This window comes from Paraburkholderia sp. (genome assembly GCF_035948235.1).
GTDB lineage: Bacteria > Pseudomonadota > Gammaproteobacteria > Burkholderiales > Burkholderiaceae > Paraburkholderia.
This window is the reverse complement of record NZ_DASZJJ010000205.1, coordinates 1-21239: the sequence shown is the minus strand read 5'-3', so window position 1 is coordinate 21239 and position 21239 is coordinate 1. Positions and strand designations below refer to the sequence as shown.

Below are 21239 nucleotides of genomic sequence, written 5' to 3'. Positions count from 1 at the left end.
CATCACCTTCGCGCCCACCATGCCGACCAGCAGCGACGGTTTGCGCTTTTTCAGGTCTTCCGCGAAAAGTGCATCGGTGGGAAACGACGGCGTGCTCGTGTGGATGATGACGAGGTCATAGTCCATCGCGATCTTCAGCGTTTCCTCAACGCCAATGCCATCGGCGGGTGCGTCCAGCACGCGGCTCTCGGGCACCAGCGCAGCGGGCTGCGCAAGCCAGGTCGGATACCAGAACGAGCGGATCTCGCGCTTCGCCTGATAGCGCGAACCCGCGCCACCGTCAAAGCCATCGTAAGACGGGGCCTGCAAAAAGAGCGTTTTCATGAGATGGGTGCTCCGGCTAACCTTGAATATTTGGGGCAATCAATACAAATTGCGCGCGTCCCGACCATGGCGGGCGCTGCGCGCGACTAATCGGTCTATGTTCGTGACTTGTGCGCTACCGATCTCTGCGTGCTTCAACGGCCATCCGTCACCTCGACGGCGGCACGCCGTGGCGCGGCGCCCGGCGTCGGCTTGATCGGGCGGTCGGCCCGCGGCTCGACTACCGTCTGAGCGTCGGGATTGGCCACTGGCACGCGCACGCCTCGCCAGATCACATGCGAGCCGAACACGGCAGCGAGCCACTGCGACAGCAGCAGCAGATCGCGCAACGGCACCAGCGGCAAGTCGCGCAGGAACAGGCGCCAGCCTGCGGCCGCCCCCACGCCAAGACCCGCGCTGCTGCGCGCATGCAACGCCAGTCGGGCGATGATACCGCCAGCCGTGCTGGTGCCAAGCGCCGCCAGCACCGCGCGGGTCGACGCGCACGCCGGCACGCCGCCGCTACCCGCGAGCAGCAGCGCATACGCGAGCGCCCCGATCACGAGCCACGGCGTCGTAAAAGTGATGAAAAGCGACGCGAAACCCGCCGGGTTGACCGAGCGGATCGTGCGCAGCCAACGCGTCTCGCGCAGCCACAGTGTGCGGAAGGTCGGCTCGATCACGTCGGTGGCGACCAGCACCGGTGCCAGCACGGTGGCCAGGCCGTGATCGCGCGCGAAGCGAGCGAGCAGGTAATCGTCGGCGAGGCCGTCCTTAAGCGCCTCGAAACCGCCAATACGCTCGAGCGTGTCGCGCGAAAGCGCCAGCGTCGCACCGAAGCCGAACGCCCGCGACCCCGTCGAATGCGCCACGCGCACGGAAGGCGCGAACCATTCGTTGATGAAGAGCGCACCCAGCCGCGGCCAGAAGCCGCCGATGCTGCGCGCGCTGTAGAGACACGTCACCACGCCCACGGCCGGATCGGCGAGCGGTGCCGTGACGATCTCCAGATAGTCGGGCTCCACGGCGATGTCGCTATCGGCAACGATCAGCACGTCATGGCGCGCATGCTCGGCCATGTTGATGAGGTTGCTCACCTTGAGGTTGCTGCCGTGCACGCGCGAATCGACCACCAGTTCGATGTCGTGGCCCGGATACGCAGCCTGCAGGCGCTTGACGACCGCAATCGCCGGGTCCTGCGGCGACGACACGCCAAAGATCAGTTGGTAGCGCGGGTGGTGCTGCTCGCAGAAGGTGGCGAGATTTTCGTAGAGGCGCGGCTCCGCGCCACACAGGGGCTTGAGTACGCTCACCGGCATCGATGCGCGCGAGCGGGCCAGCCGCGCGGCTTCGCGCACCTGCGCGGCGCTACCGAAGCGCGGCATCGTCAACGCGGCGCTGATGGCGTAGAACGTGGCCGCGCCACACAGGGCGGCCAGCAGCCACCAGCCGGCAGGCCACAGGGCATAGAGCGAGGTCGTCATGCGAGGGCGCCTCGTCCATGGTGGCCCGGGCCCGCAACGCACGCGCAACGCTCTCCCATGACGCGAACCGCACGAACCGCACGAGCCGCGCGCGATGTCGCGGGATGCCCTGCTTTCTCATTGCCCCTATGCGGCGCATCGCAAAAAGCGCCGTGCGGCATATTGGCCTGATTGCGCATTTCGCCTCGGACCATTTGTCCTGCCCAGAATTTCATAAAAATCAGACGGGTGTCCTATCTGTGTCGCATAAGCGCAGCAAACGACGTCTCAAATGAGCGCACTGCGTTTTGATGCAACGCAAATCAAACTGACAATTTGATTAAGAGAGTTCTGAAAATTTGATTGAAACATGGGGCTCCTACCCCTGATTCAGCGCGAAAAATTGTAGCAGCAAGACCCGTTTGCCGCTCTTACACTCCGCGCAAAAATGCTTCGCACAAATGAGATGCTGGAAATAATTTCATGCTAATCACGACAGGCTTCCATGATTCTGGAAATTGAAAATAATCAGTAAGCATACCGCAATCATTCTTTAACAATTTTGAATTAAATGCACCGCATTCGCAATTAAACAAGAATAATTCCGATTCAGAATAGATAATCCATAACGCTTAAAGCAAATCTCCATTGCATCTCCATTAACGGAAACCACGCCGGGTGTATGGGTTCCGGATAGCCGTCAGCAGGATCGGATGTGCTTTGGCACAATGGCCGCCAGCTTGCGACTGCCTTGCAGCGGTTCCCGCCTGTCGATCCATTGCCTGATCGTTGCCGGAACCTGCGCGCAGCGCCCCACATGACCGAAGCACACCGGAACACGCAATGAGTCTGCCTCCCTTCTCCGTACTCGATCTATCGCCCGTGCCCGCCGGCTCGAACGCCGGCGTCGCGCTGCGCAACACGCTGGACCTCGCCCAGCATGCCGAGCGCTGGGGCTATCAGCGCTACTGGCTCGCCGAGCATCACAATATGACGGGCATCGCCAGCGCCGCCACCTCGGTCGTGATCGGCTATGTGGCGGGCGGCACGAAGACGATCCGCGTGGGTTCGGGCGGCATCATGCTGCCCAACCATGCGCCGCTCCTGATTGCCGAGCAGTTCGGCACGCTGGAATCGCTCTACCCGGGCCGTATCGATCTGGGTCTGGGCCGCGCGCCCGGCACCGACCAGACCACGGCGCGCGCCATGCGCCGCGATCTGCAAGCCAGCGCCGAAGCCTTCCCCGACGATGTCGCCGAGCTGCAGCGTCTGTTCGCCGCGCCCGTCGAAGGCCAGCGCGTGCGCGCCGTGCCGGGAGCGGGCCTGAACGTGCCGCTCTATATCCTTGGATCGAGCCTGTTCGGCGCGCAACTGGCCGCCGCGATGGGTCTGCCCTTCGCGTTCGCTTCGCACTTCGCGCCCGATCATCTGCTCACCGCGCTGCGCGTCTATCGCTCACAGTTCCGGCCGTCGGCGACACTGGCGAAGCCGCACGCGATGGTTGGCGTGAACGTGTTCGCCGCCGAAAGCAATGAAGAGGCGCGCTTTCTCTTCACCTCGCTGCAACAGCAGTTCGTGAATCTGCGGCGCGGCACGCCGGGACAATTGCCGCCGCCAGTCGAGCAGATCGCCGCCAACGATTACGAACTCGCGGGCGTGGCGCATTCGCTCGCCTGCTCGGTGATTGGCGATCGCGAAACGGTCCGCGCGGGACTGGCCTCTGTGCTCGAACAGACCAGCGCGGACGAGCTGATCGTCACCGCCCAGATCTACGACCACGCGAAGCGTTTGCGCTCGTTCGAGATCACCGCCGAGGTACGCGACGAGATGGCCGCCGCGCGCTGAAGCGGCGATTGCAGGCGTAAAAAAGTGGGCGCATCCAGGATCGGATGCGCCCGCTTTGCATTCTGGCTCAGGCCAGCGTGATCAATGCGCCTGTTGCGGCAACGCGGCCAGGCCCTTGAGCAAGGCCGCATGGAACGCCTCCGGGTCCTGCATCTGCGGCGCGTGACCGGCATCGGCAAACTCCACCAGCGTTGCGTGAGGAATCGCCTTCGCCGCCGCGCGGCCAAGCTCCGGGTAATGGCCGAGCTGTGCGCGCACTTCGGGCGGCGCGGCATCCTTGCCAATCGCGGTGGTGTCCTTCTGGCCGATCAGCAGCAGCGTCGGCATCTGCAACTGGCCGAACTCGTAGACCACGGGCTGCGTGTAAATCATGTCGTACAGCAGCGCCGAATCCCACGCGACCTGCGCACGGCCCGGCCCGCGATACATGCCCGCCAGCATCTGCACCCACAGCTCGTAGCGCGCGCTCCAGCTGCCCGCGTAGTACGTCGTCTGTTCGTAACGGCGGATGCCGTCGGCGCTCGTCTTCAGTTCGCGCGCATACCAGTCGTCCACTGACAGCGAGGGCACGCCCTTCGCTTTCCAGTCCTCCAGGCCGATCGGGTTCACCAGCACCAGTTGCTCGGTCTCGCGCGGATACATCAGGCCATAGCGCACCGCGAGCATGCCGCCCGTCGAATGGCCGACGATCGTCGCGCGCCCGATGCCGAGCGACGCCAGCAGCGCATGCGTGTTGCGCGCGAGTTGCTGGAAGGTGAACTGGTACGCGGCGGGCTTGCTCGATTTGCAGAAGCCGATCTGGTCGGGCGCGATCACGCGATAGCCCGCAGCGCTCAGGCGCGTGATGGTGTCGTCCCAGGTGGCCGCGCAAAAATTCTTGCCGTGCAGCAGGACCACCGTGCGGCCATTGGGCTGCTGGGGCTGCACGTCCATATAGGCCATGTGCAGCGTCTGGCCTTGCGAAGTGAAGCTGAAGTCGCGCACCGGATGCGGATAGTCGAAGCCCTGGAGTTCCGGGCCGTAGGCCGGGCCATCGGCAGCAGGAGCGGAAGCGGGTGTCGAAGCGGAGGTGGCGCCGTTGCCCGCCGCGCAGGCAACGAGACTCAATGCGGCGGCGCAACAGGCGGCGAAGGCGAAAAGCTTGCGGATCGGTGGCATGGGCAATGTCGTGGGTGTAGGACTCGGCCACGCGAAAAGCTGGCAGCGGCAGGCCAGGCTTCGCACGGACCGCCTGCGATTCTAGCGGGCATGCGCCGCAGGCGTTGCCAACGGCCGCATCCCGCCAGCGCTGCGATTGTTCCGCACCGGGCAAGCCGCTTGCTCCATTTCCTCACCGCCCAACGCAAGCCCGTTGCGCAATGCGCGATCGATTCGCGCAATGCCGGTTTCGGTGCTAGAACATTCAAGGCGCGGTCATAAAAACGACGCAGTACGAGACGCGGAAAACATCAGGTTCACCGGGGGCACACCACAACAAGGAGACGACCATGGAAACTCCGGCAAGCCTCAACGATCTGCAGCGCACCACGCTCGCCATCGTGCTCGCGGGCGGACGCGGTACGCGCCTGGGGCCCCTCACGAACAAACGCGTGAAGCCTGCGGTCCACTTCGGCGGCAAGTACCGCATCATCGACTTCGCGCTGTCCAACTGCCTGAATTCGGGCATCCGGCGCATCGCCGTGGTCACGCAGTACAAGGCGCATTCGCTGCTGCGCCACCTGCAGCGCGGCTGGGGCTTCCTGCGCGGCGAGTTCAACGAGTTTCTCGACCTGTGGCCCGCGCAGCAGCGCGTCGAAGGCGCGCACTGGTATCGCGGCACGGCCGACGCCGTCTACCAGAACCTCGACATCATCCGCTCGATCTCGCCGAAATACGTCGTGGTGCTGGCCGGCGACCACATCTACAAGATGGATTACACCCGCATGGTCGCGGATCACGCCGCCAGCGGCGCGGACTGCACCGTCGGCTGCATCGAGGTGCCACGCATGGAGGCGCGCGCCTTCGGCGTGATGGCCGTGGACGAGTCGCGCCGCGTGACCGGGTTCGTCGAAAAGCCTGACGACCCGCCCGCCATGCCCGGCCACCCCGACATTGCGCTCGCCAGCATGGGCATCTATGTGTTCGAGACCGAATATCTCTTCAAGCTGCTGGAAGAAAACATCGCGAGCGGCACCACCGATCACGATTTCGGCAAGGACATCATTCCGCGCGTGGTCAGCGACGGCCATGCGATCGCCCATCCGTTCAGCATGTCGTGTGTCTCGTCGGATGCCAGCGCCGAGCCCTACTGGCGCGACGTGGGCACCATTGACGCGTACTGGTCGGCGAATCTGGATCTCGCCTCGACGATTCCGGCGCTCGACCTCTACGACCGCCACTGGCCGATCTGGACCTATCAGGAACAGTTGCCGCCCGCCAAGTTCGTGCGCGACCTCAACGGCCTGCAAGGCTCGGGCACCAACCTGATCGTGTGCGGCGGGAGTGTGATCTCGGGATCGCAGATTTCGCGCTCGGTGCTCTCGACGAATGTGGTCGTGAAGTCGTTCTGCAACATTGCCGAGGCAGTCTTGTTACCGCAGGTGAGCGTGGGCGCGAGTTGCCGGCTGCGCAAGGTGGTGGTGGACCGTGGCTGCGCGATTCCGGACGGCACCGTGATCGGCGAAGACCCGGTGCGCGACGGCGAGCGCTTTTATCGCACCGAAAACGGCATCGTGCTGGTCACGCGCGAGGCGCTGGCGAATCTCGGGCCGGGTGCGTGAGTACGCGTGAGTACGCGAGCGCGAGGCCAGCCGACCGCCTCCGTTCGCACCTGTAAAAACCCGCCGGAAAACGAAGCGCAACCCAGAGGATTTCCGTCCGATGACGATCCGCGTCCTGCATGTAGCCAGCGAACTTTATCCCCTTCTCAAGACCGGCGGCCTCGCCGATGTGACGGCCGCCCTGCCCGCCGCCCTGATCGAACTGGGCGCCGACGCGCGGGTGCTGCTGCCCGGCTTCGCGAGCGTGGCCAAGGGTCTGGCCGACCTGCGCCCGATCGCGCGGCTCGAACGTAGCTTCGGCGCGGGCGAGGCGACGCTCGAACTGGGACGCTTACCCGGCAATGCGGGTAACGACCTGCCCGTCTACATGATCCGCGCCGACGCCTTCTATTCGCGCCCCGGCAACCCGTATCTGGACGACGAGCACGTGCCCTACGGCGACAACGCCCAGCGCTTCGCCCTGCTCGGCTGGGCGGCGGCGCAGCTTGCGCAGCATCTCGATCCCGCCTGGGCGCCGCACATCGTGCATGCGCACGACTGGCACGCGGGCCTGGCGGGCGCGTATCTGCGCGCGGCGGCGCGCGAGCGTGGCCACACCAGCGCCGCGGGCCACGCGCTCGCGCGCAGCGTCTTCACGATCCACAACCTCGCCTATCAGGGCATCTTCCCCGCCCGGCAATTCAACGAATTGGGTCTGCCCGCCGACTTCTTCGACATGCACGGCATCGAGTTCTACGGCCAGCTTTCGTTTCTGAAAGCCGGGCTGTACTACGCCGACAAGATCACCACCGTCAGCCCGACCTATGCGCGCGAGATCCAGACCGTGGCCCAGGGCGGCGGCCTCGAAGCCTTGCTCAAGGGCCGCGCGCACGATCTGGTCGGCATTCTCAACGGCGTGGACTACAGCGTGTGGAGCCCCGCCGCCGACGAAGCCATCGCCGCGCGTTACTCGGTCACGCGCATGAGCGGCAAGCTGCGCTGCAAGGCGGCGCTGCAGCAACGCTTCAATCTCACGCAGAAACACGACGCGCCCATATTCGGCGTGGTGAGCCGTCTGACCGAGCAGAAGGGCCTCGACCTGCTGCTCGCGGCGCTGCCCGAAATCGTCGCGCGTGGCGGCCAGCTCGTCGTGCTCGGCACCGGCGATGCGAGCCTGGAGGCCGGTTTTACGCGTGCGGCGCGCCAACATCCCGATGCGGTCGCCGTCGAACTCGGCTTCGACGAGACGCTCGCGCACGAGATCGTCGCGGGCGCCGACGTGATGATGGTGCCGTCGCGCTTCGAGCCTTGCGGCCTCACCCAACTCTACGCGCTCGCCTACGGCGCGCTGCCGCTGGTGCATCGCACCGGCGGCCTTGCCGATACGGTCACGGACGCGTCGCTCGAAAATCTCGCCGATGGCACCGCCACCGGTTTCGTGTTCGAGCGCTTCGAGCCCGATGCGCTCACGGCCGCGATCCGCCGCGCCTTCGCCCTCCACGCGCGCAGCCGCGACTGGCGCGACACGCGTGCGCGCGGCATGCGCGAGGACTTCGGCTGGGCGGCTTCCGCGCAGCGCTATATGGCGTTGTATCGCGAGCTGGTCTGAGTTTCTTCGTCGCCGCGTTTCGCCTGCGTCCTTCGTCTACGTCCAATATGCAACACCTCACGCACGCGCCCATCGACCGGGCGCGGCGAATTCGGTTATCGTTGCTGCACTGCGCGCAAACGCCGTGAGGCATGCGCCGCGTGCCTTACGCGCGATCCGGATGGACCCCAGCCGCGCATTTTGACCGGACAGCATCATCCCCAGGCAGACCGAAGCGAAACGACCATGAGAAACGTACTCAGCATCCAGTCCCATGTCGTGTTCGGCCATGCGGGCAACAGCGCCGCCGTGTTCCCCATGCGCCGTCTCGGCGTGAATGTGTGGCCGCTCAACACCGTGCAGTTTTCGAATCACACGCAGTACGGCCACTGGAGCGGCAGCGCGATCGACGCGGACCAGATGGTCGAACTGGTGGAAGGCATCGGCGCAATCGGCATGCTGCCGCGTTGCGACGCAGTGCTCTCCGGCTATCTGGGCACGCCCGACCAGGCGCAGGCTGTGATCGACGTGGTGCGCGCCGTGAAGGCCAGCAACCCGCAGGCGCGTTACTTCTGCGATCCCGTGATGGGCACGCTCAACGCGACTGGCGGCGCAGTGAACACAACCGCGGGCAGCGGCTGCCGGGTCGAACCGGGCATTCAGGAATTTCTCGTCACCCACATGCCCGAAGTGGCCGACGCGATGATGCCCAATCACAGCGAACTCCAGCGCCTCGTCGGGCGGGAGCTTGAGACAGCTGAAGAAGCCGTCGATGCCTGCCGCGAACTGATCGCGCGCGGCCCGAAGCTGATCCTCGTGAAGCATCTGCTCGACCGCAACAGCCCCGCCGACGCCTTCAACATGCTGGTCGTGAGCGAGCGCGAGGCGTGGCTCGCGCAGCGCCCGCTCTACCCGTTCGCGCGTCAGCCGGTGGGCGTGGGCGACATCACGAGTGCGATCTTCGTCGCGCGCCTGATGCTCGGCGACACGCTGCGGCGCGCCTTCGAGCACACGCTCGCGGCCGTCAACGCGGTGGTCAAGACGACTTACGATGCGGGGCGCTACGAGCTGGAGATCGTCGCCGCGCAGGACCAGATCGCGCGCCCGCGCGAGTGGTTCGATGCGTGGTCGGTCGATCTGGTCTGAGTCTCGCTTCAACGGGCGCTCTGCGTGGCGCCCGGTGGCCAAACCCGGTCGCCCCGCGCGGCGCATCCTATAATGCGATCCGCATGCGCGCGCGGCGAGGTTTCGCCTGGCCCCGCCGCCACCGTTAGTTGAAGCGTTAGTAAAGAAGAGATTGACCGATGTCCGATTCCATCCGTAGCGAACAGGAAGAATATTTCGAGCAGCTGTGCCTCGCCGTCGACGGCGGCGAAACGCACGAGCAGGAAGCGATCGAATTCTTCGAAGAACACAGTCACGACGCCGATTTCGACGCCGCCCAATGGCTCGATATCGCGCTGTATCACGCGCCCGACGTGGCGCGCGGCATCATCGATTTCGTCGATGCCGAGGACCGCGAGCGCAGCGATATCGCCCAGACGATCGCCGACAACCTCGACATCGCCTATGGCGACGACGACTGCGCGCGCTTCGAGGCCATCATCCGTTTCGCGCTGGCCAACGGCGTGCCGGTCGATCTGGACGTGGTGCTCGACGGCTGCAACCGCGCGCTCGACGACCTCGAAGGTTGGGCCACCGAAGGCGCGATGGCGCCGCTCGTGCAACTGCGCGACACGCTGCTGGCGCTGCAGGCGGAGTACTGAAAGCGCGGCGCGGCCCGGCGTCACGCGAGCCTGTTATATTCGACCCACGCCTGGCCGCGCGCGAGCGACTGGAGCCTCACAGCGAGCCAGCCACGCGTGCGCCACCGGCGCCGCTTGCGCACTCGTACCGGCATCGCCCGCGCTACCCGCAACACCTGTAATGCCCGCCTTCATCGAAGCGCGCACTCGCCCTCACGGCCCCGCGCGAGCGTAACAAGAACACCGCCCAACAAGAACACCGCCGCGCCCGCACAGCGCCAGGAGTCACGATGAGACCGCGCCATATGCCACGCATCGATTCGCGCGCGCCTTCGCGCGAGCGGCGCGCGGCCCTGCTATCCGCATGGCCCACGTTTGGCCAGCCCCCGCACCCCGGCCGCCGCGCCGCGCTATTCACGCTCTGCGCAGGCGCGCTGGCGTGTGCGCTCGGCACCGTGCCCGCCACGACGGTGCGCGCGGCGGGGCCGGCGGCGCCGCTGACGATCCGCATCGGCTTCGTCGCGCCGCTCTCGGGCGACTACGCGAACTACGGCCACGATCTGCAAAACGGCGTGCAACTGGCGCTCGACGACGCCAACGCCCAGGGCATCAGGATCGGCGAACAGACTGCGCATTTCGAGCTGATCGCCATCGACGACCGCGCCGATCCGCGCCTGGGCATCCAGGCCGCCGCGCGTCTGGCGAACCAGAACGTGGCCGCTGTGGTTGGCCACTTCAACTCGGGCACGGCCATTCCGGCCTCGCGCATCTACGAGAGCGCCGGCATTCCGATGATCGACCCCGCCGCGACCAATCCGGTCATCACCGCGCAGGGCTTCGCCAACACCTTCACCGTGATCGCCAACGACGCGCAGAATGCCGGCATTGCGGGCGCGTGGGCTGTGGACGTGGTGAAGGCGCGGCGCATCGCCATCGTCGACGACCGCACCGCGTTCGGCCAGGGCGAAGCCGATGTATTCGAGCGCACCGTCAAGGAGCACGGCGGCAACGTGGTCACGCGCGACTTCGCACCCACCGACGCGGGCGACTTCGGCCCGCAGCTCGCGCGCATCAAGGCCGCCGACGCCGACCTGCTCTACTTCGGCGGTCTCGCGCGGCAGGCGGCCTCGCTCGTCAAGCAGATGAAGGCGCGCAGCATGAACACTCAGTTCGTGGGCGGCGGCGGCGTGGCGATCCCCGATTTCATCCAGCTCGCGGGGCCCGCCGGCGACGGCGCGCTGGCGTGGGAATACGGCCGCCCGCTTGCGCAGTTGCCCGACGGGCCGCGTTTCGCGCAGAAGTTCAAGAGCCGCTTCGGCGCCGACGTGCTGGCCTATGCGCCATTCGGCTATGACGCGACATGGGCCGCGATCCACGCGATGACGGCCGCAAAATCGGCCAATCCCGATGTGTTTCGCGCCGTGCTCAAGACGCTGTCCTTCGACGGCGTGACGGGGCGCATCGCCTTCGACGACACCGGCGCGCTCAAGAACGGCGCCTCGACGCTCTATCAGGTCAAGCAAGGCGCCTGGGTGCCGGTGACGACGCGCGGCGGTTGAGCGCTTTTGCTGTGACTCATTGCGCCGTCGCGCGCACGACGATCTGCGCGTGCGCGTCGCGCTGCATGCGCAGCAGCGCCTCGCGCATCTGCGCGAAATCCTCCGGCGTACACATCTGCCGCCCGAAATGCGCCGCCAGGCGGCGCGTCACTTCCACCGTGCGGGTTTCGCGATCGAACACATAGCGCGCGCTGTAGTCGAGCGCCGCGGTGCTCGCCATCGTATCGCGCGGTAAATCCGTCACGCGCGCGAACGCGGGCAGCGTGATGCGCGCGTGTTCCTCGAAGTCGCCGCTAATGCAGGCCCAAGGCTGGGTGCGCCGCGACACCGCGAGCCAGTTGTCCAGTTGCGAAGCAATGCCGCCCGAGAGGCTGCTCAAAGCCGGCAGCGCGGTGGTGCCGTCGGGCCAGACGACGTGGTCGAGCGTGCCGGCGGTGGTAGTCGCGAACGCGCCGCTGGTGGCGTCGAGCGGCCCGGTGGTCAACCCTGCCGTGCCCGCCAGACCCGTTTGACGCAGACGCTGCGCGGCGATCAACTGCGCGCCCTGGTGCGTCGCGCGGCGAAAGGTATTGCGCTCCGTTTCGGCGAGCGCGCCCGCTTCCTCCACGCGATATCGATAGGAGGCGTTGCCGTCCTCCCCCACCTCGATATCGAGTTGCGCCGAGCGCGTGCGCGGCTGGGTCGCGGGCGTGCGCACCAGCACACCATCGTCCACTAGCATCGCCGGGCGATCCATCACGCCCGCAGGCAGAAAGCCGAACGCCACGCCACCCGACGAGGTATCGGCGAAAACACCCAGATCGGGCAGCCACGCGATCACGTGATTGATGGCCTCCTCGCCGTAGCCCGGCACCGAGGGCAGCGAGTAGACCGGCCCGAGGTTGAGCAGCGCACCCTCTGCGCGGATACCCACGGCCGCCAGCAGCGCCGTGAAGAGCGCGACGTGGTCCTTGCAGTCGCCATAGCGGTCGCGCAGGATGTCGATCGCACGATGGGGCGCGGCCGCCGTGGAGCCGAGAAAGAGCGCGACGTAGCGGATGTTCAGGCGCATCCAGTCGTAGATGCGCGCGGCCTTCTCGCGCGGGTCGTTCACACCGGCGGTGAGCGACCGCGCGAAGGCGGCGATGGCGGGATCGGTCGCGGTGGGATCGGCGGAGGCTTCGCGGTAGCGCGCGGCGAAGCTCGCGTAGTCGGGCACCGTGCTCACCATCAGGCGCGCGCCCCAGTTCACGCGCGCTACGGCGCCCGCTTCCAGCGCGGGCAACTGCCCCTGGCGGAAATCGAAGGTATAGCGGGTGCGGCCGTTTTCGGTAACGGGCGCGCTGGCTTCGTAGCCGCGCGCATCGGCGTAAAGCGGCAAGTCAGCGGGTAGATCGAAGATCAGGCGCTGGAACTCGACCGGCTCGCCGGGCGGCTCGACAAAATACGAAAACGTGCCTGCCTGCAGCGCTTGCGCGCGCCGCTTGTCGAACACCAGCCGCACGCGCGCGCCCGGCTGCACGCCGGGAAAGATGACGGTGCGCAGCACGCCGTCCTGGAAAGTCGGCGCGCCCGCCGAGCGTGGCTCCTGCACATCGCGGATGCCGCTGGCGCCAACCTCGTGAACGCTGCCATCGGGATCGATGGTCTGTGCGCTGAGCGCCGCAATCGCTTCGATATCCTTATTGAACCAGACATAGCGCTGCGCCACCGCGTCGACGCCCGCCGTGGTGTTGGCGCGCATGGTCGAATCGTCGTGCTCCTCGCCCGAGCCGTCCTTCTGGATTACGAACAGGTGGACGTCGCGTTCGAGCGTGGCGGGCGGGAGATCGTCGGCGGCGGGCGTCTGGGCGTGCGCGCTCGCGAGCGCGAACATCAACGCGCCCGCAAACGCGCCGGACAGACGAGCAAGACGAGCAAGACGAGACAGACGAAAAGCGGCTGAAGGCGATGAAGACGATCGGGGCACCGGAACCTCGTACGAACGTTTGGCATGCGCCTCCCGTTTTAGCACATTGGCTTCGGCGTCCCCGACGATTCAGCCCACCAGCGCCTCGCTGGTCTCCAGCGAGCGCAACAGCGACACGGCGATTCCCTGCGCCGCCAGCCGCACCTCATCGAGCGAAGCGAACGACGGCGCGATGCGCAGATGGCTGTCCAGCGGATCGACGCCATACGGGAACGCGGCGCCCGCCGGTGTGAGCACGAGCCCCGCCGCGCCCGCCAGTTCAACGGTGCGCCGAGCGTGGCCCGGCGGCACGTACAGGCTGATGAAATAGCCGCCTTGCGGCACGTTCCAGCGCACGCCCGGTATGCCGGAAAGACGCTCGCGCAACACCTCGTCGACGGCGGCGAACTTCGGCGCGAGCAGCGCGCGATGGCGCGCCATCAGCGTGTCGAGCGTCGCACGCTCGCGCAGGTAATGGACGTGGCGCAACTGGTTGAGCTTGTCCGGGCCGATCGTGCGCGCCGACGCGCAGCGCTGCCACCAGGCCACGTTGCCAGGCGACGCCGCCAGCCAGGCGAGCGCGCCGCCCGCAATCGTCACCTTCGAGAGCGAGGCGAACATCAGCACGCGATCGGCATGCCCCGCTGCCGCGCAGGCTGCGATCACGTCGAGTGTCGTGTGCGCCGTGTCGGTCAGATGATGGAAGCGGTAAGCGTCGTCCCAGAACAGGCGAAAATCCGGCGCGGCCGTGGGCATGGCGGCGAGCCGGCGCACGACTGCGTCGGCGTAGATCGCGCCCGTGGGGTTGCTGTAGAGCGGCATGCACCACATGCCTTTGATCGAGGCGTCCTCGCGCACGAGCGCTTCGACGGCGTCCATGTCGGGGCCGTCGTCGTGCATCGGCACGGCGATCATGCGCACGCCCAGCGCCTCGCACATCGCGAAATGGCGGTCGTAACCGGGCACGGGACAGATGAACGCGATCTCGCCCTGCGCGCGCCACGGGGCGCTGCGCCGGCCGTCCTCGCCTTGCGGCACGCCGTGCAGCAGCGCGAAGGCGAGCGCATCGTGCATCAGTTCGAGGCTCGAATTGCCCGCTGCGACCACCTGGGCCGCTGGCACGCCCAGCAACTCACCGCCCAGTTCGCGCGCTTCGGGTAGACCAGGCAGCAAGCCATAGTTGCGGCAGTCGAAGCCGTCGCGGGCGCGAAAGCCCACCTGCGCCGCGTTGTCGAGCAAGGCTTGCGAGAGGTCGAGCTGCTCGGGCGCGGGCTTGCCGCGCGAAAGATCCAGGCGCATCTGCAATTGCCTGAATCGTTCGTAGTTCAAATCATCTTGCGGGCTTATCGGCATCGCATTCCCCGGTGGCGGTGGGTCAGTGAAAGACTGAACCCAGCATACGGACGTCGCCAGCATCAGACAAACGCGTTATATTGAACTTTTCGATCAGCTTTTCTGATCGCAGTCCCCTTTTTCGCACCCAGATTTCATGAAGACCCTCGATCTCGACGTGCTCGCCATGGTGGTGGCTGTGGCCGACGCCGGCAGCTTCGTGCGCGGCGCAACGCTCGTGCATCGCTCGCAGGCGGCCGTGTCGATGCAGATTCGCGCGCTCGAAGAGGCCATCGGCAAGCCGCTCTTTATCCGCGCACCGCGCAATGTCACCCCCACGCCCGACGGCCATACGCTGATCGGCTACGCGCGGCGCATGCTGGCGCTGCGCGACGAGGCCTGGGCTTCGCTTGCGCATCCGGAGATCAAGGGGCGCGTGTCGATCGGCATGCCCGACGACTACGCGTCGTCGCTGCTGCCGCCAGTGCTGCGCAAATTCTCGGCGAACTGGCCGAAAGTGGAGATTCAGGTGGTGGGGCTGCCCAGCAGCGCGCTCGCGCCGCTGGTGCGCGAGAACAAGATCGATCTGGCCTGCGTAACCAGCACGACGGGTTCGGGTGGCCTTGCGGGCGAATTCATCCGTTTCGAGCCGATGGTGTGGGCCGCGCCCCCGGCCGCCGTGAGCGCGGCTACCGGTCGGGAAATCTGGCGCGAACGGCCGCTGCCGATCGCCCTGTTCAGCGCGGGCAGCGTGGCGCGCGAAAACGCCATCGAAGCGCTGGAACGCGAGCGCATCACCTATCGCACCTCATACGAAAGCCCGAGCCTGATGGGTCTGTGCAGCATGGTGGCCGCGGGGCTGGCCGTCGCGCCGCTCGCGCGCTGCGCCGTGCCGGAGACCTTCATGACGCTGGGCCGCCAGCATGGCTTGCCCGATCTGCCGGAACTGGAAGTGGTGCTCGCGCGCAGCGCCCGTTCGAACCGGCCCCCCTGCGACTTTCTCGCCGAGCAGATTCTCGCGGAACTGCGCGTCTGAGCGCACCGCAATATCGGCGCTGTGAACGGCGCTTTAACCGTCCTCGTCGCCCGAGCGCGTGAGCAGCGCGTAAAGGCGCGAGATGTGGCGCAACAGCAACTCCCGATGCTTTTCGATCTGCTCCAGACGCCCTTCCAGATCGGCGCGGGCGCGATCGTCGCCTTCGTCAGTCATGGCCTGGGCGATGACGTCTTCGATGCGTGCGCGCAACACGGCCGGCTCGACCGGCAGCATGCTCAAATGGCGTTCGAGCTTGCGCACGTCCTGAGCGGCCAGATCGCGGATCTTGCGCGTGCCCGCCGTGCGCTTCGCCGCGCCGGGTTGCGCCGCGCCGCCTTCCAGGCGACTGGCGGGGCGCTGGCCGAAAATCGGCTCGGCGCGCAGCACCGGCGCCTTGCGCACCGGATGCGCCGTGCCGCGAAAACGCGCGTGCGGCGCTTCTTCCGCGATGGCCGCGCGCGCCTGCTGGGGCACATCGCCCGCCTCGTGGCGCTCGTCCATCCAGCCTTCGGGCAAGCCTGTCACGGCTTCCACGCCGCGCACGAACTCCGCGCTGAAGTCGCGTCGTCCGGACACGATCAGCTTCATATAGCTTTCGGAAAACGTCATCATCCGCGCCAGGCGTGTAACCGCGCCCACTTCGCGGGTGAGCATCGCGAGATTCGCGCGCCACACGGGCATGAGCGCTGCGCCGGAATCTTCCATCGCGGGTCCCCCCTCCTGGGCCAATACCGCCTGGCCAATTCCCCAAGGTTAGCTGCATCGCAAGGCATGACGCAACCCGCGTGCCGAAGTTCGTAATCGAAAGGGAAATGAGAGAAACACGTTTCGACCACATGGAAGCGGGGTCGAAACGTTAGATGCGATGTTTGCCCATCGCCGATACTTCGAACTACGTAGCAAATAACCAGGCTAGAAATGCCCGGTGAAGCGATAGCGGCTGCCCGGATGCCAGAGGTTGGCCACCGACGCCACCGCCTGGCGCGACCACGTACGCCGATGCAGCACGAGACAGGGCTCGGCGGCCTTCATCGCCAGGCGCTCACGCGTGTCGTCCACGGGCGCGAGGGCCTCGATGCGGTACTCCACGCGCTGCAGGGGCGCGACGCGCACGAGATACTGGTTGGGCGTGATGTGCGTGAAGTCCTGCTGCGTGTAGTCGGGCGCAAGCGCGGGGTTGACCCAGCGTTCTTCAAGCTGCACGGGTTCATCGTTTTCGAAATGGAGCACGCGCGAGTGAAATAGCGGCGCGAGCACGCGCAGGCCCATCTCGTCCGCGAGCGCATCGTCGGCGTCGATGGTGCCGATGTCGAGCACCTCGGCGCGATACGCATGGCCGCGCGCGAGGATTTCGTCGGAGATACTGCGGATCGCCACCAGCGTCGATTCGTACTTCGGCCGCGCGACAAAGGTGCCCGCGCCCTGCACGCGCGTGAGCACCTGCTCGGCGGTCAGTTCGCGCAGCGCGCGGTTGACGGTCATGCGTGCGACCTTGAAGTCGCGCGCAAGCTCGTTCTCCGAGGGCACCTGGTCGCCCTCGCCCCACTCGCCCGCATGGATGCGCGCGAGGATGAAGTCCTTGATGCCCTGGTATGCGGGTGCGTTCATCGCTCGTTCAGGCGCCAGACGTAAGCATCGTGGCGATGGCCACGTCGGGCGCCGGATGGGCTCAATGCGCTCAACGCGCTTCCGATTCGAACGAGAACGGGCTGTGCGCCGCGATTACGCCGCTCTGCACCATGCGCGTCACCGCCGCGATATCGGGCGCGAAATAGCGGTCCAGATCGTAATGCGGCACTTCGCTGCGCACGGCCTGCATCACGCCGTGCAGTGCCGGGCTGGTCGTGTGCGGGGCGCGCAGATCCACGCCCTGGGCGGCGGCCAGCAGTTCGATCGAGAGGATGTTGGCGGTGTTGTCGGCGATATCGGCGAGCTTGCGCGCGGCGAAAGTGGCCATCGACACGTGGTCTTCCTGGTTCGCCGAAGTCGGCAGCGAATCCACCGATGCCGGATGCGCAAGCGTCTTGTTCTCCGAAGCCAGCGCCGCCGCCGTGACGTGCGCGATCATGAAGCCCGAGTTCACGCCGCCGTCCTTGACGAGGAAAGGCGGCAGACCCGACAGCGTCGCGTCGATCAGCAATGCGATGCGGCGTTCGGCCAGTGCGCCGATTTCGGCAGCGGCAAGCGCCAGATTGTCCGCCGCGAAGGCGACCGGTTCGGCGTGGAAATTGCCGCCCGACAGCACTTCATTCGTTTCCGGGAAGATCAGCGGATTGTCCGAAACCGCGTTGGCTTCGATCAGCAGCACGTTGGCCGCGTGGCGCATCTGGTCGAGGCACGCGCCCATCACCTGCGGCTGGCAGCGCAGCGAATACGGGTCCTGCACCTTGCCGCAGTCGCGGTGCGACAGATTGATCGCCGAGCCCTCGAGCAGCGCGCGATAAGCCGAGGCCGCCTCGATCTGGCCGCGATGGCCGCGCAGTTCGTGAATGCGCGCGTCGAACGGCTTGACCGAGCCGGCCGCCGCATCCACGCTCAGCGCGCCCGCGACCAGCGCCGTGCGGTACAGGTCTTCGATCGCGAACAGGTTGTTGAGCGCCAGCGCCGTCGAAGCCTGGGTGCCGTTGAGGAGCGCCAGGCCTTCCTTCGCCTGCAGCGTGAGGGGCTTGAGGCCCGCGGCGGCCAGACCCGCTTCGGCGCTGGCGCGCTCGCCGCGGATAAACACTTCGCCGATGCCGAGCAGCACCGCCGACATATGCGCGAGCGGCGCGAGGTCACCCGAGGCGCCCACCGAACCCTTCACGGGAATCAGCGGCAGCACGTCGGCGTTGAAGAGCGTGATCAGCGCATCCATCACTTCGCGGCGGATGCCCGAGTGGCCACGGCCCAGACTCGACAGCTTGAGCGCCATCAACAGGCGCACAACCGGACGCGACATCGGCTCGCCCACGCCCACCGCGTGCGAGAGCACCAGATTGCGCTGCAGCAGTTCGAGCTGGTCGGTCGGGATATGCGTGCTCGCGAGGCGCCCGAAGCCCGTGTTGATGCCGTAGGCGGGCTCGCCCTTGGCCGTGATTTCAGCGACGGCGCGCGCGCCCGCGTCGATCGCGGCGAAGCTCGCGGGATCGAGTTCGAGCTTGACGGGGTGGCTGTCGGTGGCGCGGGCGATTTGGCGCAGTTGCGGCAGGGTCAGATGGCCGGGCGTGAGGAGCATGATCGAATCCTGTCTATACAAGTGACGGGCAGTCTAGCCTGTCCCGCCTGTATAGACAACCTTTGCACCAGCGCCCGCGACCTGGGACTATCCACTAGTCACTAATGCGCGCCACCGCCTGTCACAACGCCAGCCGTCCGACGATGAACGCCAGAAAGCATTGCACGCGCGCAGCCAGCGCGGCGCTGCGGTAGTAGACGGCGTGGATCGGCTGGCGCTCGGCGAGCAGCGCGTCGTCGAGCACGGTCACCAGACGCCCCGCCGCGCGATCGGCGGCGGTCATGAAATCGGACAGGCAGGCGATGCCGGCATCGCCCAGCGCGAGCTGGCGTATGGTCTCGCCGCTCGACGCGGCGAGCGCGGGCTGGATCGCGAGACCTTCGTTGGCGTCGTCGCCGAACAGTGCGCCTTGCGTGTCTTCTCCCTCCTGCTCACGCTGCAGCCGCAGCGGCCAGCGGTTCAGTTGCGCAGGCGCGGTAAAGCCGATCAGCCGATGCGCGCGCAAGGCCTCGAGCGTGCGCGGCGTGCCGTGCTCCGCGAGATACGCGGGACTCGCCACCACGCGTCGGCGGCTCACGCCGAGCGAGCGTGCATGCAGCGTGGAATCCTGCAGCGCGCCGATGCGGATCGCGATATCCACGCGCTGTTCCAGCAGATCGACGATGCGCTCGTTGCTGGTGAGTTCGAGCTGGATGTCCGGATAGCGCGCGGCGAACGCCGTCATGTGCGGCACGATGCAGTGGAGCATGAAGGGCGTGGCCGCGTCGACGCGCAGGCGCCCCGACGGCTGCTCGCGATGACGCGTGACGGCCTCTTCGGCATCCTCCATCGCGGCCAGAATGGCGCGCGCACGGTCAAGAAAAAGCTCTCCCTCCTCGGTCAGTTGCAGACGGCGCGTGGTGCGCAGAATCAGCGCGACGCCCAGCTGCTTTTCGAGCCGGGTGAGCGCCCGACTCACGCCGGAAACGGTTTGCTGGAGTTTTTCGGCGGCGGCGGTGATCGACCCCGCATCGATCACGGTGACGAATACGAGCAATTCGTCGGTGGACGTTTTCATTATTGATCCGCAGTCAAGATTCATTTGAGACTAACACGGTTTTTGCAAGACGCGAATGCCGCGATACTGGCTGCCATGCTGAATCAACAGCGAATTTCCGGACTACTGGAGCAACCATGAAAGTATTCGTGACAGGCGCAGGCGGCTTTATCGGCGGCACGATTGCCGCGCATCTGGCGCGCGCGGGCCATCAAGTGCGCGGCCTCGTGCGTCGCGCCGAACAGTTCGCCGATCTCGAAGCGCTCGGCATCGTGCCGGTGGCGGGCGCGCTCGACGATCGCGAGCTGCTGATGCGCGAAGCGCGCGCCGCCGACGCCGTGATCAACGCGGCGAGCAGCGACCATCGCGGCGCGGTCGAGGCGCTGCTCGACGCGCTCGAAGGCTCGGGCAAGACCCTGCTGCATACGAGCGGATCGAGCATCGTCGGCGACGCCTCGGGCGGCGAGCCGACCGACAAGATCTGGTACGAAGACGCCCTGCCCGCGCCGACGCCCGACAAGGCAGCGCGCGTGGCCATCGACGATCTCGTGCTGGCCGGCGCGCAACGCGGCGTGACGAGCGCGGTGCTGTGCAACACCTTGATTTACGGCGTGGGCGCGGTGCCGGGCGCGGCCAGCGTGCAGTTGCCGCGTCTGATCCGTCAGGCGAAAAAGAGCAGCGTGATGCGTCATGTAGGGCGCGGCCTGAACAACTGGTCGAACGTGCATGTGGACGACGTGGCCGAGCTTTATCGGCTGGCGCTGGAGAAAACCCCTGCGGGCACGTTCTATTTCGTCGAAAGCGGCGAAGCGGATTTCCGCACCATGACGGCCGCGCTGGCGCAGAAGATGGGTTTGGGACCGGCGCAGGACTGGCCGCTCGAACAGGCTATCGAGGAATGGGGCTACGAGATGGCGTCGTACGGCCTGGGTTCGAACAGCCGCGTGCGTGGCGAGCGCGCACGCAAGCTGCTGGAATGGACGCCGAAGCGCACGTCGGTCACGGAGTGGATTCGGGACGAGATGCCGCTGGCGTGATTGCTGGCATCACTACCCGCTGCAAAAATAGGTGGTCGAAAGCACAGTATTGTTGCGTATCCGTAAGCTAGATTCGCTAAAATCGCGCCGGTTTGCACTACCTGCCGGCGCGCTCTTTTGCCCGGCCTCCGGATACGCCGATGCTTCTCGCGCTGAACTTCGACTGGCTGACCAATCTGCTCGCCATTCTGTTCGTGGTTGCGTGCCTCTATGACGCGCGCTACGACGAATACGGCACGCTCACGCTCGCCGCCGCCGCGATGGGACTGATCGTGATGGCGATCGAAGTGTTGCTGCGCCCCGCTTTCGAAATGTCGCTTTAAAGCAGGGTTAAGCGCGGTTTCGCTGTACTTACAATCGCTTTTCAACGACTTTCGACGTCCTTTCCCTATGACGCCTTCTGCTCGTGCGCGCAG

At 66.4% G+C, this 21239-nt stretch carries 17 protein-coding genes and 1 pseudogene; 9 read left to right on the top strand and 9 right to left on the bottom strand.

The window, feature by feature from the left end; translation table 11 throughout:
* Both VG320_RS17720 and hpnI read right to left on the bottom strand, forming a co-directional pair.
* Positions 1 to 324, bottom strand: a pseudogene (locus VG320_RS17720) (hopanoid biosynthesis associated radical SAM protein HpnJ); the annotation flags it as partial.
* A 134-nt stretch (positions 325 to 458) separates the two neighbouring features.
* Positions 459 to 1787, bottom strand: a complete 1329-nt coding sequence (gene hpnI / locus VG320_RS17715) for a bacteriohopanetetrol glucosamine biosynthesis glycosyltransferase HpnI (RefSeq protein WP_327201388.1) — start codon at positions 1785 to 1787, stop codon at positions 459 to 461.
* Between the two features lie 828 nt (positions 1788 to 2615).
* On the opposite strand from hpnI, the gene VG320_RS17710 reads away from it, so the two are divergent.
* Complete coding sequence (locus tag VG320_RS17710; protein ID WP_327201390.1) at positions 2616 to 3611, top strand: LLM class flavin-dependent oxidoreductase; 996 nt, start codon at positions 2616 to 2618, stop codon at positions 3609 to 3611.
* Positions 3612 to 3692: 81 nt separating this feature from the next.
* Here VG320_RS17710 and VG320_RS17705 read toward each other — a convergent pair whose 3' ends face one another.
* The gene (locus VG320_RS17705) at positions 3693 to 4769 is read right to left on the bottom strand and encodes an alpha/beta hydrolase (protein WP_327201387.1); all 1077 of its coding nucleotides are present in this window, start codon (positions 4767 to 4769) and stop codon (positions 3693 to 3695) included.
* Positions 4770 to 5098: 329 nt separating this feature from the next.
* Between VG320_RS17705 and glgC the strand changes: the two genes are divergently transcribed.
* The 5 genes from glgC (at position 5099) to VG320_RS17680 (ending at position 11241) form a co-directional block, all read left to right on the top strand.
* Positions 5099 to 6370 (top strand): glucose-1-phosphate adenylyltransferase, encoded by a 1272-nt coding sequence (gene glgC, locus VG320_RS17700; protein ID WP_327201386.1) that lies wholly within the window; start codon positions 5099 to 5101, stop codon positions 6368 to 6370.
* Between the two features lie 100 nt (positions 6371 to 6470).
* Positions 6471 to 7958: a glycogen synthase GlgA gene (glgA, locus tag VG320_RS17695; RefSeq protein ID WP_327201385.1), complete on the top strand. Its 1488-nt coding sequence runs from the start codon at positions 6471 to 6473 to the stop codon at positions 7956 to 7958.
* A 225-nt stretch (positions 7959 to 8183) separates the two neighbouring features.
* Positions 8184 to 9083 (top strand): pyridoxal kinase PdxY, encoded by a 900-nt coding sequence (gene pdxY, locus VG320_RS17690; RefSeq protein ID WP_327201384.1) that lies wholly within the window; start codon positions 8184 to 8186, stop codon positions 9081 to 9083.
* A 158-nt stretch (positions 9084 to 9241) separates the two neighbouring features.
* Complete coding sequence (locus VG320_RS17685; protein ID WP_327201383.1) at positions 9242 to 9703, top strand: hypothetical protein; 462 nt, start codon at positions 9242 to 9244, stop codon at positions 9701 to 9703.
* 269 nt (positions 9704 to 9972) lie between these two features.
* Positions 9973 to 11241, top strand: a complete 1269-nt coding sequence (locus VG320_RS17680) for a branched-chain amino acid ABC transporter substrate-binding protein (RefSeq protein ID WP_327201382.1) — start codon at positions 9973 to 9975, stop codon at positions 11239 to 11241.
* Between the two features lie 16 nt (positions 11242 to 11257).
* Here the strand turns inward: VG320_RS17680 and VG320_RS17675 are convergent, their stop codons facing one another.
* Both VG320_RS17675 and VG320_RS17670 read right to left on the bottom strand, forming a co-directional pair.
* Entirely contained in the window at positions 11258 to 13096 is a 1839-nt protein-coding gene (locus VG320_RS17675) for a DUF3857 domain-containing protein (protein WP_327201381.1), read from the bottom strand.
* A 162-nt stretch (positions 13097 to 13258) separates the two neighbouring features.
* Positions 13259 to 14521 carry an aminotransferase class I/II-fold pyridoxal phosphate-dependent enzyme gene (locus tag VG320_RS17670; RefSeq protein WP_327201380.1) on the bottom strand — a complete coding sequence of 421 codons (1263 nt, stop codon included), beginning with the start codon at positions 14519 to 14521 and terminating at the stop codon, positions 13259 to 13261.
* Between the two features lie 136 nt (positions 14522 to 14657).
* Here VG320_RS17670 and VG320_RS17665 point away from each other — a divergent pair, with 136 nt between their 5' ends.
* Positions 14658 to 15536 carry a LysR substrate-binding domain-containing protein gene (locus VG320_RS17665; RefSeq protein WP_327201379.1) on the top strand — a complete coding sequence of 293 codons (879 nt, stop codon included), beginning with the start codon at positions 14658 to 14660 and terminating at the stop codon, positions 15534 to 15536.
* A 33-nt stretch (positions 15537 to 15569) separates the two neighbouring features.
* Here the strand turns inward: VG320_RS17665 and VG320_RS17660 are convergent, their stop codons facing one another.
* The 4 genes from VG320_RS17660 to VG320_RS17645 form a co-directional block, all read right to left on the bottom strand.
* Positions 15570 to 16241 (bottom strand): hypothetical protein, encoded by a 672-nt coding sequence (locus VG320_RS17660; protein ID WP_327201378.1) that lies wholly within the window; start codon positions 16239 to 16241, stop codon positions 15570 to 15572.
* Positions 16242 to 16448: 207 nt separating this feature from the next.
* Complete coding sequence (gene hutC, locus VG320_RS17655) at positions 16449 to 17144, bottom strand: histidine utilization repressor (RefSeq protein WP_327201377.1); 696 nt, start codon at positions 17142 to 17144, stop codon at positions 16449 to 16451.
* A gap of 70 nt (positions 17145 to 17214) precedes the next feature.
* A complete protein-coding gene (hutH, locus tag VG320_RS17650) occupies positions 17215 to 18753 on the bottom strand; it encodes a histidine ammonia-lyase (protein WP_327201389.1) in 1539 nt (512 codons plus the stop codon).
* 118 nt (positions 18754 to 18871) lie between these two features.
* Complete coding sequence (locus tag VG320_RS17645) at positions 18872 to 19807, bottom strand: LysR substrate-binding domain-containing protein (RefSeq protein WP_327201376.1); 936 nt, start codon at positions 19805 to 19807, stop codon at positions 18872 to 18874.
* A gap of 116 nt (positions 19808 to 19923) precedes the next feature.
* Between VG320_RS17645 and VG320_RS17640 the strand changes: the two genes are divergently transcribed.
* On the top strand, positions 19924 to 20823 hold the full coding sequence (locus VG320_RS17640; RefSeq protein ID WP_327201375.1) for an NAD-dependent epimerase/dehydratase family protein: 900 nt from the start codon (positions 19924 to 19926) through the stop codon (positions 20821 to 20823).
* 140 nt (positions 20824 to 20963) lie between these two features.
* Positions 20964 to 21146 carry a hypothetical protein gene (locus VG320_RS17635; protein ID WP_027821027.1) on the top strand — a complete coding sequence of 61 codons (183 nt, stop codon included), beginning with the start codon at positions 20964 to 20966 and terminating at the stop codon, positions 21144 to 21146.
* The last annotated feature ends 93 nt before the right edge of the window (positions 21147 to 21239 follow it).